The sequence below is a fragment of the Sulfurovum indicum genome, assembly GCF_014931715.1.
GTDB lineage: Bacteria > Campylobacterota > Campylobacteria > Campylobacterales > Sulfurovaceae > Sulfurovum > Sulfurovum indicum.
Genome location: NZ_CP063164.1, coordinates 2,194,131 through 2,209,694 on the forward strand (window position 1 = coordinate 2,194,131; position 15,564 = coordinate 2,209,694).

General features: G+C 42.6%; 12 protein-coding genes and 1 pseudogene. 3 read left to right on the forward strand and 10 right to left on the reverse strand.

Features of this window, described 5'->3' with window-relative positions:
• Positions 1-78: 78 nt before the first annotated feature.
• The 4 genes and pseudogenes from IMZ28_RS10885 to IMZ28_RS10900 all read right to left on the reverse strand — a co-directional run.
• Complete coding sequence (locus IMZ28_RS10885) at positions 79-2,976, reverse strand: site-specific integrase (RefSeq protein ID WP_197548608.1); 2,898 nt, start codon at positions 2,974-2,976, stop codon at positions 79-81.
• Positions 2,933-3,583, reverse strand: coding sequence for a hypothetical protein (locus tag IMZ28_RS10890; RefSeq protein ID WP_197547841.1), 651 nt, complete (start codon positions 3,581-3,583; stop codon positions 2,933-2,935). The genes IMZ28_RS10885 and IMZ28_RS10890 overlap by 44 nt, the downstream gene beginning before the upstream one ends.
• 21 nt (positions 3,584-3,604) lie before the next feature.
• Positions 3,605-4,906 (reverse strand): site-specific integrase, encoded by a 1,302-nt coding sequence (locus tag IMZ28_RS10895; RefSeq protein ID WP_197547840.1) that lies wholly within the window; start codon positions 4,904-4,906, stop codon positions 3,605-3,607.
• Between the two features lie 225 nt (positions 4,907-5,131).
• Positions 5,132-5,350: pseudogene (locus IMZ28_RS10900) on the reverse strand (magnesium chelatase domain-containing protein); the annotation flags it as partial.
• Positions 5,351-5,559: 209 nt separating this feature from the next.
• Here IMZ28_RS10900 and IMZ28_RS10905 point away from each other — a divergent pair.
• Positions 5,560-6,279 (forward strand): rhodanese-like domain-containing protein, encoded by a 720-nt coding sequence (locus IMZ28_RS10905; protein WP_232087481.1) that lies wholly within the window; start codon positions 5,560-5,562, stop codon positions 6,277-6,279.
• Positions 6,280-6,420: 141 nt separating this feature from the next.
• Here IMZ28_RS10905 and def read toward each other — a convergent pair whose 3' ends face one another.
• The 5 genes from def to IMZ28_RS10930 all read right to left on the reverse strand — a co-directional run bounded on the left by def (position 6,421) and on the right by IMZ28_RS10930 (position 12,327).
• Positions 6,421-6,948: a peptide deformylase gene (gene def, locus IMZ28_RS10910; RefSeq protein WP_197548610.1), complete on the reverse strand. Its 528-nt coding sequence runs from the start codon at positions 6,946-6,948 to the stop codon at positions 6,421-6,423.
• A gap of 12 nt (positions 6,949-6,960) precedes the next feature.
• Complete coding sequence (gene clpP, locus IMZ28_RS10915; RefSeq protein WP_197548611.1) at positions 6,961-7,548, reverse strand: ATP-dependent Clp endopeptidase proteolytic subunit ClpP; 588 nt, start codon at positions 7,546-7,548, stop codon at positions 6,961-6,963.
• A 205-nt stretch (positions 7,549-7,753) separates the two neighbouring features.
• On the reverse strand, positions 7,754-9,043 hold the full coding sequence (gene tig / locus IMZ28_RS10920; RefSeq protein WP_197548612.1) for a trigger factor: 1,290 nt from the start codon (positions 9,041-9,043) through the stop codon (positions 7,754-7,756).
• Between the two features lie 291 nt (positions 9,044-9,334).
• Entirely contained in the window at positions 9,335-11,155 is a 1,821-nt protein-coding gene (gene typA / locus IMZ28_RS10925) for a translational GTPase TypA (RefSeq protein WP_197548613.1), read from the reverse strand.
• 68 nt (positions 11,156-11,223) lie between these two features.
• Complete coding sequence (locus tag IMZ28_RS10930) at positions 11,224-12,327, reverse strand: deoxyguanosinetriphosphate triphosphohydrolase (protein ID WP_197548614.1); 1,104 nt, start codon at positions 12,325-12,327, stop codon at positions 11,224-11,226.
• Positions 12,328-12,390: 63 nt separating this feature from the next.
• Between IMZ28_RS10930 and IMZ28_RS10935 the strand changes: the two genes are divergently transcribed.
• Positions 12,391-13,230 (forward strand): FAD-dependent thymidylate synthase, encoded by an 840-nt coding sequence (locus tag IMZ28_RS10935; protein ID WP_197548615.1) that lies wholly within the window; start codon positions 12,391-12,393, stop codon positions 13,228-13,230.
• 12 nt (positions 13,231-13,242) lie between these two features.
• Complete coding sequence (locus tag IMZ28_RS10940; RefSeq protein WP_232087482.1) at positions 13,243-14,958, forward strand: L,D-transpeptidase family protein; 1,716 nt, start codon at positions 13,243-13,245, stop codon at positions 14,956-14,958.
• 49 nt (positions 14,959-15,007) lie between these two features.
• On the opposite strand, the gene ruvC is transcribed toward IMZ28_RS10940, so the two are convergent.
• A complete protein-coding gene (ruvC, locus tag IMZ28_RS10945) occupies positions 15,008-15,487 on the reverse strand; it encodes a crossover junction endodeoxyribonuclease RuvC (protein ID WP_197548616.1) in 480 nt (159 codons plus the stop codon).
• Positions 15,488-15,564 lie beyond the last annotated feature (77 nt).

Sequence of the window (15,564 nt, forward strand, 5' to 3'; positions counted from 1 at the left end):
TACACAAATCTGTAATTTTACACAAAATAAAGTGCAAAATGTGTAATTTTTGAAAAAGTTTTACACATTTTGTAAATTTTATGGACTTTTTTCTGTCTTTTGTGGCAATATGCCAATAGAGGATATGAAATTTCCGATATCTTCTTTATGCTCTATTCCGTTGGTGTAATAGCTCATCAACAAATCAATCGCTTTTGACTCATCCCTCCCTATAGAGTCGAAAGCATCCTTGTCGCCCATTTCAACTGCCACTTTCATCGCCTTGATTGTCAATATCTTCATACCGAAGTGATCTTTCTCCACCCCCAATAACTGTGCATCGTAAGCATTCTTGAGATACGCAAGTTCCGTAGGTATTTTCTCTGCAACGATCAATGACTTTCGGTGCCCCCTTGCGAGATCCTTGCCTTGAACCAAGCTGCTTTCTTCACACTCCTGCTCCATGTCATGCTTGATTCTGTCAAGTATCTCCTGATAGCCAAGTATCTCTTCAAGGCGTGTCTCCTGCGCTTCGATCTTTGCATGATTTTCATATCCTTTGTTCTTCTCTTCTTCAATAACAACCGATTCTCTCTGAAAGGCTGCAAACAGATTGTTGAGCTGATGCACAACCCCGTCTATAAAGAGCTTCCCTGTGATTAGATAAGGACACAATGAGCATTTGTTCTCTCTTCCTTCGGGACATTTGACGGCAGGGCATATACCGTGTATCATCGGTCTCCAAGTGGTCGGATGCTTCTCCAGCGCAATCTCCACACCCGGATAGAGTTCTTTTGCCGTTTTTGTTGCCGAAGCTTTCCGGTAAAGTGAAAAGAGTTTATTCTCTTCAAGCGAATGCTTGATCTCATCCTTTCCTTTGTTATAGGCGCTGACAAACTCGCCCCGTATGAGCTGATCGGTATTTTCTATCAAGTCCTCCTTTTTGCCGAAGAATATTCTCTCTGCCGCGGAACGGAGTGTCTGTTCCTTCTCTTCTCTGGTAAGCTGCACATAAATACGTATCAGTGTTTCTGCACTGGCATGTCCGGTAAGATCCATTACGGTCTTGATTCCGACACCAGCCTCCAAGTACCGTGTTGCACCCGTAACCCTTAAAGAGTGGATATCATAGCTGATCCCGATGTTATCCATTGCCGTACTTGATGCCCTGTTGAGCTCTTCAACACTTTTAAAAAACGGTTTTTTGTCTTTTCTCCATGCAACCACAGGATAGTTGCTGTGACCTTCCTTTTTTGCCTTTTCCATAACTTCAATCTGATACTGGCACAGTACGCGTTTATGATAATCCATGTGAGTTTTTTTGCTCATAGGGCGAAGTACCTGCGGTGTGATCATAAGCGGCACGATATCTTCCCACGGAGAGTTGTCGTCATTGTGATATTTGACTTTCGACAAATGAGGAAAGTATTCCTTGTGCCACTTGAGAAAAGGAACGAATGCCTGCAAGTCATCCCATACGCACGGAACTTCATGCAGATATCTCTTGTTCACGTTTTTGTCCGTATTGATGACAAATCTTTCGATCTTTCCATATGAATCAAAAACAAAGGAGTTCTCTCTGCACAGGTTTCTTACTTGCTCCCCTCTGATCGGGATATAGTATCCAAAGAGCATCATCATCGGATAGACGGGATAGACATCATGCTCCCACCATGAACTGTCGGCTTTGTATCGATTCCATCTTGTGGTGCTGTTGGGAGGTCTGTTTTTGAGAATTTCAACAATGTGCGCCACCATCTCTTTGGGCATAGCATCCCTATATGGTTCTCGCTTGGCTTTTTTTCTCTGCTGTGGTGTGTTTTTTCGGGATTTTGCCGAGTAGAGTTCACAATGCACCAAAAACTGTATGATCTTATACAGTTCTGTAATAGCGCTTTCCCTGCTTGACCTAACTTCCTCAAGGTATCCAAGAAGGCTTTTTGAGCTGCCCGGCTCGAAAGACTCATCGATCCTGTCTATATCGATCTTCTCAAACGGATAAACATCCATCAGAAACCTAAAGAAGTTGTTGACTGCCGTTGCCTTTCCGTTGATCGTTCCTGCCGCCGCACCTTCGATCTTCAGTCTGTGGATATAGTCATACGCCTTTTCTTTGATCTCTGTCAGGTTTGGAAACCGTTCCGTATCAACCCACTCAAAACGCTCGTCAAGGGAAGACCCCTCACCGAAATAATCGGATCGTTTTTCTCTTGCAATATCTCTGGGAGGCGTAATATCGTCTCTTCCGCTGTCTATCAGCATATACCGCAAATCATTGATGATCAATATGTCAAACTCGTTTGTTCTTCTTCCGTCGCTTTGGTGTTCATTCCCCACGATCGCATCTCTAAGAAGCGTGAGTTCTCTGTCGCTGATTTGAGAGAGCGTGTACCACGTTGTTGCAGACAATACCCGGTTTAATGCCTGCCTTCTATGGTAATAGTTTGCTTTTGCTTTCCCCTTGAGTTGCTGTGTGAACCATGTAGTCAACTTTACCGACAATTCCGTTTCCATGATCATCTCATTCCAGTTATCCGGTCTTTGATAACCTTCCGGCACCTTCTTGATCGGATAAAGAAGTTTCTTCTTTCCCCACTGGTAGCCAAAGAATCTATCGATGATCGCTTTAACTCCCATGCCGTGAACTTTCTGTTTTTCAGATGAAAAATAAATCTTGATCAGCTCATCATAGCCCATGATCGGTGTGACTTTTATTTGATTGTTTCTGTCGATATCGATATCGATCACGCAAAAATCTTCTCCCATGCCGAGAAGATTTTTGGCTTTGTCGCTGAGAGATAGAAGTGATTGCGGCTTTTTCACTGCGTCTCGAATCGTTTTGAACTTCGTATCCTTTTTGAAGGCAAGGCTGAGTGTATGTTTCACATAGGCGAGCCAATCTTCTCCCAGTGTCGTATAGGCATCTTCTATAATCAGAAACTCGTCACTGATGTTAATTGTCGGGAGCAGTTTCTCGAATCTTGCGTTGTATGTCATGTAACTCCTTTTGGTAAAAAAGCTTCAATGCCTCCTTCGGTACGACCACTTCGTTGTAGTGTGCCACCTTCAGACATTCGGTTTCGCTGTCTATATAGGTCAACTCCATTTCGCACAGTCTTGACACCATAGACCTTGCTGCATTTTTAACTCCGTTGTATTCCCGAATGATCATATCGGGTACCGGTTCGGTTGCTTCTATGGCATTTGGCACCTCCTTTAGCTGTTGGGATAAAATGGTGTTCTCGCGTTTAAGTAATGCATTCTCTGTACGCAGAGCATGAAGCATCATTCGGATATCGCCGTCCGAATAATGTTTCGGGGGTCTTCCCCTCCGGTTTTGCTTTTCGCCCATGCGGGCACTTGCCGCAGCCTCTTCAACCAAGGCGCGGTAAACCTTGTTTTTAGATATGCCCGCAAGTGTAATCCCCTTTTCACCCTTCTTGCTGTCGGCAATCTCATAGCTGACCTTTGAGACGATTGACATCGTGATCTCGCCGTCAAGCTGTTTAATATGCTCGATAACCCTTTTGATCAATGCCGTATTTCTCTCTACAAGTGCCTGCTGATGCTTTTTCAAATTGTCGTTCTTTGCCTTGTGTTTCATGTTGTCCCTCTTTAATAAGTTTTACTCTTCGCAACGCTCCAAGTAGCTTGATATCAAGTCTCTTATTGTCTCTTTTGACATATTGAAATAAACAAGTGTTGATTCGAAATTACTATGCCCCATTTCATTCATTGTAATGTATGGAATGGCATCGTTGCCGCTTTGGGCATAAAGTTCTGCCCGCGCATGACCGAACATGTGACGCAGTGAATGAAATCCAAGATCAAGCAGTTTTTTGTCCACACTCTCTTGATGTTTTTGGTAAAGTTTTTTAAGTGCTGATTTCAAACGGGATAAAGCATCTCTGCTATGCACTCTCTTCCCCGTACTTGTCGTAAAGAAAAAGGGATGTCTCGGATAGCGTGCAAACTCGGATACATAGGTTTTGCTTTTCATATACGATTCAATGGTCTCAAAGAACATATCACGGTATTTGTCGCTCAGCCAGTAGAGTGGTTCGTGTTTAAGAGGAATAGGGTATTTAAATTGCAGATCGGGTGTATTGTGCTCGTTATCCAGCATCATGTCAATATCGTATTCTTCTTTGAGCCACACCCGTCTTTTGTTGTTGTAGATATCGATATCATCCGATTTGGGGTCAATCAGCCACACTTCCCGATTTTCATAGTCGATATCGTACAGGGTAAGGTTTAGAGCTTGTCCGATTCGTGCCGCACACGCACCGCACAAAATATAAAGCAGCTTTTCTCTCGGTTTGGATATCTCAAGCAGCTCATCGAACAATTCCATCGGAAAATATTTAATACGCTGTCTGTTCTTCGGTACTTTGTATGGTGGAAGATATTTAACCTTTGAACCAGAAGCTTCCAGTGCGAGAGGGGACTTCCTGATCTGAACGCCTGCGAGGAAACTTCTTGCGGCTTTGTGTCTTTCCTGCAGATGATTGATGAAACGGTGATCTTCTATCAGTTCGCTCTCTTCTGTAAAATAAAAATAAGAGTTAATCCCCGCAATCTCTTTATTGATTGTTGATTTTCCAAGCGGCGCACTTTGAAGAACCGTTACCTCAATACCATCAGCATCCCATTCACTTTCTTCCCTAACGGTGATCTCGAACCCAGACCGTAGTTGGTTTCTGTATCGCGCCTGATAGGATGCAAAAGGCTCTTGAAGCCCAATAGGATTATAAAGACTCCACTCCCAAAACCTTTCCATGCTTTTGAGAAAGGCATGTATGGTATTATTAGAAAGGTCTCTAACCTGTTTCATCCAAATACTCCACCCTTCTGAATCAACCAAGGTGACTACCTCGTTATTGAATATTGTGGAGATAATGTAAGAGTCAGCCTTTTTAACAATCATGGAATATCCTTTTAAAAAGCAATTAAGGAAATTCTATCATGCACAAATGCTAACATCATGAATAATTCACAAATTGTGAAATATTATTTATTAGTATTTACACTTTGTGAGTTTATATATCCGAGAATGTTTAGAATTATGAAATTTTTTGTAGATTTTATAGTGTTTTTTGGTAAAATTCACATTATTCTTAGTTTGTAGTTAAGTAGTTAATATGCCTTAGAAGATATCAGATGGGCTGAGATTGATAGTGATCTTCAACGGAGGAAAGATAAATTCATTGGTAAGCAATGCTGACTTGACACGCTCTTTGGCCTCCTGAATATCACTTGAGGCAAGTCCTACTACAGAAAAACCAGGCAGTCCTTTGGTAAATGTCGCCTCCACTTCGTTCACCCTGGCATTGACACCCTCAAGTGTTGCGCAGGTAAGACGATTTACAATCGATTCCTCTTTTTGCTTTACTTTAATCTTTTTGGGTGGATTACCACTATTTTGTTGTGCATTCATATCAAAATAATGCACACTTTTTCAAAAAAGAGTAAAAAATATGTCATATTGTCATATTTTTAAGTCTGATTTATACACAAAAACTTCAGTTTATATGGTTTTTCCTCTTATCTCCTGTCACTGTTAATAGATGATAAGATATCATGAAAGAGAAGAACTTTATCCATAAGGGAGACAGCATGAGAAGTGCTCTGGTGTTTGGTCTGCTTTTGTCTCCGCTATTCTCTGAAAACCTCAGAGTCTATCAATACAGCGGTGTCGAAATCACCTATATACAGGAAAACAACCAGACAAGAAAGATCACGGTGGAACGTGAAGTCGATCCTAAATGTCTTGATATACCCATTACCAATGAAATAATGTGGGAGAACCATTATGTGAGCAGTGAAGTACCCGAGCCCTGCAGAGCAATGTTCATAACCAGTGTGGGGCAGATACAGCCAATGCAGCTGCATCCGAAAATAGAAACATTTGGAGAACTGGAGATCCTGTATTATCTTAAACAGATGCAAAGCGATCCGGACAAACTCCTGGTCGATACCCGTTTGGAGAACTGGTATCAGCACCGAACCATACCCGGTGCGATCAATATTCCACACGATCATATCTCCCATAACAAAAGTTTTCCTGAAGAATTTAAAGAGGCATTGGCTATCCTCAATGTGAAAGAAAAGAACGGGAAATATGATTTTTCCCGGGCAAAAACCATTGCCCTCTTCTGTAACGGCTCCTGGTGTGCCCAGTCACCCACAATGATCAAACATCTGCTTAAGATGGGATACCCACCGGAAAAGATCAAGTGGTACAGGGGCGGGATGCATGACTGGCTCATGTTGAGTATGACATCAACGATGGAAAACTGATTGGTGATTGTGCATTTTTGGTTTTTGGTTTAAAATAAGCCAAATTCACCTGCAAAAAGCTTCAAAATCGTTTAGATTGTGCCTGAGGTTTTGAAGGGTACACAAAGTACACCGGATATCTCTCCGGTGCCATATAGGTTCTTATAAGGATTTTTGCCTTTTTTTCCACTCTTTTTCGAACTTTTTGCGTTTCATAAAAGATAGTTTCTCGATGAAGACTTTCCCGTCCAAATGGTCAATCTCATGCTGGATTGCAATCGCAAGAAAATCATCATCTTCAATAACATGTTTTTCACCGTATCTATCAAAGTACTCTACCTTGATATGCTTGGCACGCTCTACCTCTTCATATACTCCGGGAACAGAGAGACATCCCTCCTGAAACTTGGTAGACCCGTCTTTTTCAATAATAACCGGATTGATGATCTCAAGCGTATTCTCTTTTGGCTGTTCATCTTCCCCTTCAGGGATATTCTCCAAAGGGATATTGATAATAAGCACTCTTTTGTCTATACCGATCTGAATGGCTGCAAGCCCTACACCGTTCTTGGCACGCATAGTATCGTACATATCATCAAGCAGGGTGTGAAGTTCTCTGTCAAAACTGGTCACTTCTTTAGAGACAAACTTAAGACGCTTGTCGGGGTAGACCACTATTTCTCTAACCATCCTCTTCGACCCTTATGCGAAACTCTTCGTCAGAACTTTATCGATAAGTCCGTACTCTGCCGCTTCTTTGGCTGACATAAAGTTGTCTCTGTCTGTATCTTTCTCGATCTGCTTGATCTTCTTTCCTGTCTTTTCGGCCAGAATCTCATTCAGTGTATCTTTGAGACGCTTGATCTCTTCAGCCTGGATCAGAATGTCTGTCGCCTGTCCCTGTGCCCCGCCAAGAGGCTGATGGATCATAATCCGGGCATTTGGAAGTGCATAGCGCTTTCCTGCAGTTCCCGAAGCAAGAAGAAATGCACCCATCGAAGCTGCCTGACCGATACAAATGGTCACAATATCGGGCTTAATGTAGTTCATCGTATCAAAAATCGAAAAACCGCTGGTGATTACACCTCCCGGAGAATTGATATAAAAGTAGATATCTTTATCCGGATCCTCTGCTTCAAGGAAAAGAAGCTGTGCAACCACAGAAGATGCCACAGCATCATTGATCTCTCCACTGAGCATAATAATACGGTCTTTGAGAAGACGTGAATAGATATCGTAACTTCTCTCTCCTCTGCCGGTCTGTTCTACAACATATGGAATATAACTCATGAATTGCCTTTAATTAGTAATATATAGTAAAATAGATTATTTTAATCGATTTAAATATACATTAAAAAGATTAATGATTAATGAAGAGTGGACAACTACCCACCAAAGATATGAAGAGTTTTTGTCCTACACGGCTACGCTTTGCTCCGACCGTTCCGGTTCCGAAGCAATAAACGACAACCAGTTGCCGTTTATTCCGCGTTTCTTATTTATCAAGTCCAAGAAGCTTTCCGAAGAGTTTGTCTTCGATCATTCCCATCTTCACTGCAGGAAGAAGGTTGTTCTCCTGATAGTACTTGATCACTGCCTGAGGATCCTGACCGCTCATCATCGACTCATAGTAGATCGCCTGTGACACTTCCTGATCATCCACAGTCACTTCCTGTGCTTTTGCCAATGCATCTACAATGAATGTTGCCTTGACAGAGTTTTTAGCTTCGTCTCTTACTTCTTCACGAAGGGCCTCTACCTTCTCCGTATTCTCTTTGTACTCATTGAGCTCTTCCTCTTTCATCTCTCTTGCTTTCGCATTGATCTTCGCATCGATCTCCTGCTCAACAATATTGTTCGGCAGTGCAAAATCAAATGTCTCTACCAATGCCTCAATAAGTTTTGGCTTGAGTTCTTCATTGTAAAGCTTGGAGATCTTCTCATTCACTATCTGCTCTTTGAGTTTCTCTTTCAGTGTTTCCAGTGTCGCCTTTTCATCATTAAGAAGTTTTTGTGCCAACTCATCATTGAGTTCTGCAGGAACCTGTTCCTGGATCTCATGCAGTTTTACTTTGAATGTAGCCTCTTTACCTGCAAGGTCTTTAGACTGGTACTCTTCGGGGAAAGTAACAACGATATCTTTCTCTTCCTCATACTTCATACCAATGATCTGATCTTCAAAACCGGGGATGAATTGTCCCGAACCGATCTTAAGGTTGAACTTCTCAGCTTTACCGCCTTCAAATGCCTCACCGTCCACAAAGCCTTCAAAGTCGATCACAACCATGTCACCGTCTCTGACCATTCTTTTTCTCTTGATCTTTGCATAAGTCGCCTGCTGCGCTTTGATATCTTCAAGTTTTGCTTCTACTTCTTCATCCGTTGCTTCAGGCTTTTCAAAAGAAGGAACTGCTTTCTCATATCCTGAAATATCTACATTCGGTCTCAGAGAAATCTCAAGCTCTACATCAATCTTGTCAGCTTGTTTGTCATACTTTTTGAAAATCGGCTCACCGATAATGTCAGCAGTATTAATATTGGCTTGTGCGATACCGGCATCTACCAATGCTTTCAGTGCATCCGATTCAGCATCCTGCTGCAATTTGTCACCGTGAAGCTTTTTTACAACATGCGGAGGTACCTTTCCTTTTCTAAATCCGTCCACTTTCATCTGCTTGCCTGCTTCTCTCGCAAGTCTGTCAACATTTGCTTCGATCACACTGTTGTCGATCTCTCCACTTACCGATACATTTGCATCGTCAATTTTGTTTACTGTAACTTTCACTACAATCCTTTTCACTTTTAATAAATTGCATGATTTTATCTAAAATTTGATAAAAAACAGATGCCGACAAAATCGAAGTGAAGCGTGAAGCGTGAAGCGTGAAGAATTTTGGTACATTTTTCTGGCAAAAACCTTAGCCCGGCTTATGTAGATACAACCATGTAAAATACTATAGAAAAATTAAAACAGCTAACAGCTTGTTTTGATATGGTTTGGAGGAGAGTTGCCCAGAGAGAGCATACGGTCTGTTATATGACCGGGAAACTCCCTCAAATATGCAGTGAAGTAAACCTATTTGGCAGCATTTTTTTTGTCACGCTGAACACGTTTTCTCATCGTCGGATCCAAATATTTCTTACGTATACGGATATTCTCAGGTGTTACCTCAATAAGTTCATCGTCCTCAATCCACTCCATTGCATGTTCAAGACTCATTTCGCGCGGCGGTACCAGTTTGATGGCATCTTCACTTCCTGAAGAACGCATGTTAGTCAGCTGCTTTCCTTTGAGCGGATTGACCTCAAGGTCTCCTGGTCTTGCACTCTCACCGATAACCATACCGTTATAGACTTTATCCTGCGGGTGAATAAAGAGTATACCCCGTGCCTGCAGGTTATAAAGAGAGAAAGCAACCGCTTCTCCGTCATCCATAGAGATGAGTGCTCCCGGTGTACGACTGATGACCACACCGGAGTATGGCCTGTACTCGATGAACGAGTGGTTCATGATCCCCTCACCTTTGGTGTCTGTCAGAAACTCCGAACGGAACCCGATGAGCCCTCTTGCCGGAATCTCGAACTCAATGCGTACAGTTCCGTCAGGCATCGGTGTAAGTGATGTCATTTCTGCTTTACGCTTTCCAAGTTTTTCAATGGCAACCCCTTGGAACTCTTCAGGTACATCAACAACCAGGTGTTCGAACGGTTCCATTTTAACACCATTCTCTTCCTTTACAACCACTTCCGGACGCGCAAGCAGGAACTCAAATCCTTCACGTCTCATATTCTCTGCCAAAATACCGATCTGAAGTTCACCACGGCCTGAAACTTTGAAACTGGCATCGCCAAGCGGTTCCATACGCATTGCAATATTGGTCTCCATCTCTTTTTCAAGACGCTCACGGATCTTGTTTGAGGTAACATGTTTACCCTCTGTACCCGCCAACGGACCATCGTTGACCGACATAATGACCGAGAGCGTCGGTTCTTCCACATGCATTGGATCAAGTGCCACAGGATTGGACGGATCACAGATCGAGTCTCCTACATCAATATCGGCAAATCCTGCGATTGCAACGATGTCACCCGCTTCTGCTTCTTCAATCTCAATACGTTCAAGCCCTTTGAAACCAATCAGTTTGCTAACACGTGACTTGATCTTCTCCCCGCTGGCTTTGACAAGCATATACTCATCACCCTTCTTCACTCTTCCGTTGAAAATACGGGTGATCCCTATACGTCCTACAAAATTATCCGAATCGAGTGTAAAGACCTGTGCCTGCGTATCATTGTCTGCTGAACCGGTTGGATAAGGTACTTTTTCAAGAATCGCTTCAAAAAGCGGTGTCATATCTTTGTTCTCATCTTCAAGGTTCCATTTTGCATATCCATCTCTTGCAGCTGCATAGAGTACAGGGAACTCAAGCTGTTCATCATTTGCATCAAGAGCAACAAGCAGGTCAAACATCTCATCAAGTACTCTGTCAGGTTCTGCACCATCCTTGTCGATCTTGTTGATGACAACTACCGGGATAAGCCCCAGTTCGATCGCTTTTTTCAGAACGAATTTGGTCTGAGGCATAACCCCTTCCTGTGCATCGACAAGCATCAATACGCCATCTACCATCTTGAGAACACGCTCAACTTCTCCTCCAAAATCGGCGTGCCCCGGAGTATCGATAATGTTGATCTTGTGATCACCGTACGTAATAGCCGTATTTTTTGAAAGGATCGTGATCCCTCTCTCTTTTTCGATGTCGTTGCTGTCCATCACTCTTTCATCTACCTGCTGATGCGCAGCAAAGGTACCCGACTGTTGAAGCAGTTCATCTACTAACGTTGTTTTACCGTGGTCAACGTGAGCGATAACGGCAATGTTTTTGATCTTTTGCATGAAATATCCTGAAAAGCAGGCATTTTTAGCCTACTGTAATTTTCGCGCATTATATCCAAAAGTTACTATTATAGTGATAAGCCGTAAAGTTCATGATAGGTTTTAAGTGCATAGCGGTCTGTCATTGCTGCCATATAGTCGGCAATGACCCGGTGTTTAGGACGTGTTTCCAAAAGTGCTTTCTGATGTACCGGCAGCAGATCTGTATCATCATTAAATGCGGTGTAAAGTCCTTTGATACACTGCTTTCCGGCATACATCTTACGTACAATTTTTTCATGTTTGTAAAGCTTTTTAAAAAGCCGTTTTTTAAGTATTTTCAACGCTCTCGCTGTTACCTCAGAGAAACCGACAGGAAGTTTCTCTCTAGCATCAAGTGCGGCAACAATCGGCTCTGCCTTTCTATACCGTGCTGCCCCCACTTTGGAGTTTTCAATAAAATCCTCTACCAAAAGTTTGATGAGTCCGGCTACAAAACGGTGCCGGTAGAGTGGTTCGTCCGGGTAAACCCCCTCCTCCTGTACCATACTGTCCACCCTCAAACAAAGTTCATCTTCAAGCAGATCTCCAAAAGTGATCAGTCCATACTTGATTCCGTCATCGATATCGTGAGAGGTATAGGCGATCTCATCAGCATGATCAACCACCATTGCTTCCAGGCTTGGATGTTTATCCAACGCAAAACGTTCATCCAGATTTTCCAAAAAAGGTTTATGGTAGGGGAAAGAGTGTTTCAATACCCCTTCAAGCGTGGCAAAGGTAAGATTGAGCCCATCGAATTCTTTATAGCGTTTTTCAAGCTTTGTCAATACCCTGAAAGACTGAAAATTATGTTCAAAACCAAGCAGATGTCCATCTGCTTTTAACAACCTGTCGAGTTCATCACCCCCTACATGTCCAAAAGGTGTATGTCCCAGATCGTGGGAAAGAGCAATTACTTCGGCAAGCGTCTCATTCAGCTGCAGCATTCTTGAGAGTGTCCGCGCGATCTGGCTCACTTCCAGAGAGTGTGTCAGACGGGTACGGAAATAGTCACCCTCATGATTGAGAAAGACCTGTGTTTTATATTCCAGTCTCCGAAAGGAACTACAGTGCAGTACCCTGTCCCGATCCCTGGCATAAGGGTCACGGAAATCAACTTGAAAGTGGTGGAAACGTTCGTCTGGGCGCATCAAAAAGTGTCCTTATAAAAGTTTGCTATAATTGTACCTAAAATTGTTAACAGGCGGTATGTGATGGAAACGATCGAGATGTACAATATAACCTACGTAAAACCAAAAGTAACCCTTCTTCAGGAAAGCGGCCTTGGTGTAGCGGAGATCGCAGCACGTACCTGTTACGACAGTTTCGAGAACTCTGAGAATGCATGTGTAAGAGATGCGATGGAAGACCTTGATACCGATGCTGTCAATGCCATCGAACATTCCGATCTGCTTGCCAACCTTGCCTGGGTACACCATCACCATTCCATCATTGAACATGCTACGCTCAGTTACCTCATCCGCGGTACATCCAGAGGTGTACTTCAGGAGCATGCACGCCACCGGTTGCAGGCGATCTCTGTGAGATCTACACGCTACACTATGTCCTCTGTCATCAATGCCTTTGTTGCCTCTTTGGAAGCCAAAGAGAGCTTTGCTTTCTTTCTGGAGAAACTACTCTCCCTCGAACTCTTCGTTATTGCCGACGAAGCCTATCTCTTCATTGAGATCAGAGCGATCTATGACAAACTCCGTTTCCAATATGAAAGAGATGAGAATTTCCTCAAAAATGCTATAGCAAAATCATCTCTTCCCTTCCTGGAAGAACATAAAGGTAATGCCCAGACACTTTATGAGGCATTGGAGTGTGGGAAGAAAAAACGTAATGTGGGGGATGCCTTCAAACATATCGTTTCAGACAACTGGAAGGTCGATATGGTAGTCACTTTCAATATCAGAAGTCTTAAAAACTATTTTGATCTTAGGGCCTCCGGATCCGCATGGTTCCAGATACAATGGCTTGCCGAAGCGATGAAAGCAGTTACGCCAGTCAAATATCTGCAGCTCATTGACAAAAAACATAAAAACATCTAAGGACAGAGCTTCTTGAAACTATTGAAACAACTTGTACTGTTCCTCCTGCTTAGCTCCTTTATCGCTGCACAACCTTTGACCATGGAAAACATTACACAGAACCTGCTCTACTCTATCCAAACCAAACTCAAAGGAGAAAATGGCAAGATCGTCCGAGAGATCTATGCAAAAACCGGGAACAGACCACTTTGGATCGGTACGGAGAACAGTGACAAGATGGCAGAGCTCATCCAGGCACTCAAAGACCCTCTTTTCAACTACAAAAACAAACCCTTTGACCAGAAAGCGATCAAAAAACTGCTCTATTATCTGGACAACCATACCATTCCTCTTGAAAAGAGAGCCGCTGTCTACGCCAGACTCGATCTGCTTTTGACCAACTCCTATGTAAGGCTTGTACGTTTCATTGTCCAGGGTGATGTTGACTGGCAACTGGTACAGAAAAAATTTGAAGCACTCAAGAAGAGTGATGATATCCAGGCAGTATGGGAGATGAAACCAAAACCCTTTCCTCCTTACAACCCGCTTGTTCAAGCTGCCGTCAACGGTAATATCCGTAACTATCTTGTCTCTTTGCTGCCTATGGAAGAACGTTATAGAAAACTGGTAAAACTGCTTAAGAATTATCAGCGTATGGAAAAATTCCCAAAGATCCCATACAGCAACAAAGTATTTAAACTCGGAGACAGCTCTTCCCGCATCATTCAAATAAAAAAACGTCTTCAGATCTCCGGAGACTACCCGCAAAACGCACCACTTAGCAGAAAATATGATGAAACCCTGCGCAAAGCGGTCATTACATACCAAAAACGCTATCTGCTTGAAGTAACAGGTCAGGTGGACAAAACTATGACATGGTATCTCAACCAGCCGGTCAAGAAAAATATTCAGGCAATCATCACCAACCTTGACAAGACCAAACTCTATCCCAAATCATTCGAGGATGAATATATTGAGGTCAATATCCCGGACTTCAATCTGCGTTATTATAAAGAGGGAGAGATGCTTATGAAAAAGGGAGTCGTTGTCGGACGTATCGACAGGCCGACACCAATATTTGATGACAAACTTGAATACATGGTGATCAATCCGACATGGACAATCCCTGACAACCTTATCAAACGTGATCTCATCCATGTCCTGAGAGAGAACCCAAACTATCTTTTGGAAAACAACATTCATGTTTTTCAGGGTAAAAAAGAGATCGAGATCACCCAGGAACAGCTCGATCCTTATGAGCATAGTGACGAACCTGTACCTTACCGCTTTGTACAGTTCCCCGGAGACAATAATGCCCTTGGCCGTATCAAGTTTATGTTCCCCAATAAATATGCCGTCTATCTGCATGACACCGATAACAAAACTCTGCTTGACCGTCGTTACAAGATATACTCTTCAGGCTGTATGCGTGTAGAAAAGCCTTTTGATCTTGCAGATCTCCTTCTCCGGCATGCCAAAAAATACTATTCACAAAAAGAGATTGAAGAGATCATTGCTTCAAATGAACCGACAACTATCCGTCTTAAAAAACCGATACCCGTACATATTACCTACTTTACAGTATATGAAGAGAATGGACTGGCCTACTTCAAACACGATATCTATCTATACGATATGATCATCCGGGAGTCAGTAACAGATAACATGAAACCTACTTTCACTGTACCCAAAAAACGCATGATCCGCATTGAAAAACAAAAGCAGAATCAAAAGCCTTTGAGCAACTAAAAGGCGCCTCTGCCAAATTTCTTTTTTCAAAAAAGATAACTTTCCTTCTCTATGCTTTTCGCATTTTCACACGCTGAAGGTGTGTCAGTGCAATTGCCATCGCATCCGTAATATCCAGCGGTTTGATCTCTTTTTTGATACCCAAAAGACGTTTTACCATAAAGGCTACCTGTTCTTTGGCTGCCTTTCCATTTCCTGTTACCGCTTTTTTTACCTGCAGTGGAGTATATTCATAAAAATATCCTACTTCCTGAAGTATTTTGAGCGAAAGTGCCCCGCGAAACTGTGCCAACTTTAAAACAGTCTTTGGATTATAGGCAAAAAAGATATCTTCAATAGCCACTTCATCGACAGGATGGGACTTCAAAATGATATCAAAGCCTTCAACCAGCTCCACGATCTGCTCTTGAAGCTCTTTGGTCTTTATTTTAAGTAAACCTGCTTCTACCAGTGAAAACTTTCTGCCATCCCAATGAAGGATGCAATAGCCTAAATTACGGCTTCCCGGGTCGATTCCTAAAATATTCATTCACACCTTTGTTCACATAGTGAATAAAATCATTCACTCCGTTTTAATACCCTTATTTTAGCTTAACTTAGCTAAAA

Coding starts and splice junctions, on each gene's coding strand:
- IMZ28_RS10885 (WP_197548608.1), bottom strand. CDS start 2,976: ATGACATACAACGCAAGATTCGAGAAACTGCTCCCGACAATTAACATC.
- IMZ28_RS10890 (WP_197547841.1), bottom strand. CDS start 3,583: ATGAAACACAAGGCAAAGAACGACAATTTGAAAAAGCATCAGCAGGCA.
- IMZ28_RS10895 (WP_197547840.1), bottom strand. CDS start 4,906: ATGATTGTTAAAAAGGCTGACTCTTACATTATCTCCACAATATTCAAT.
- IMZ28_RS10905 (WP_232087481.1), top strand. CDS start 5,560: ATGAAAGAGAAGAACTTTATCCATAAGGGAGACAGCATGAGAAGTGCT.
- def (WP_197548610.1), bottom strand. CDS start 6,948: ATGGTTAGAGAAATAGTGGTCTACCCCGACAAGCGTCTTAAGTTTGTC.
- clpP (WP_197548611.1), bottom strand. CDS start 7,548: ATGAGTTATATTCCATATGTTGTAGAACAGACCGGCAGAGGAGAGAGA.
- typA (WP_197548613.1), bottom strand. CDS start 11,155: ATGCAAAAGATCAAAAACATTGCCGTTATCGCTCACGTTGACCACGGT.
- IMZ28_RS10930 (WP_197548614.1), bottom strand. CDS start 12,327: ATGCGCCCAGACGAACGTTTCCACCACTTTCAAGTTGATTTCCGTGAC.
- IMZ28_RS10935 (WP_197548615.1), top strand. CDS start 12,391: ATGGAAACGATCGAGATGTACAATATAACCTACGTAAAACCAAAAGTA.
- ruvC (WP_197548616.1), bottom strand. CDS start 15,487: ATGAATATTTTAGGAATCGACCCGGGAAGCCGTAATTTAGGCTATTGC.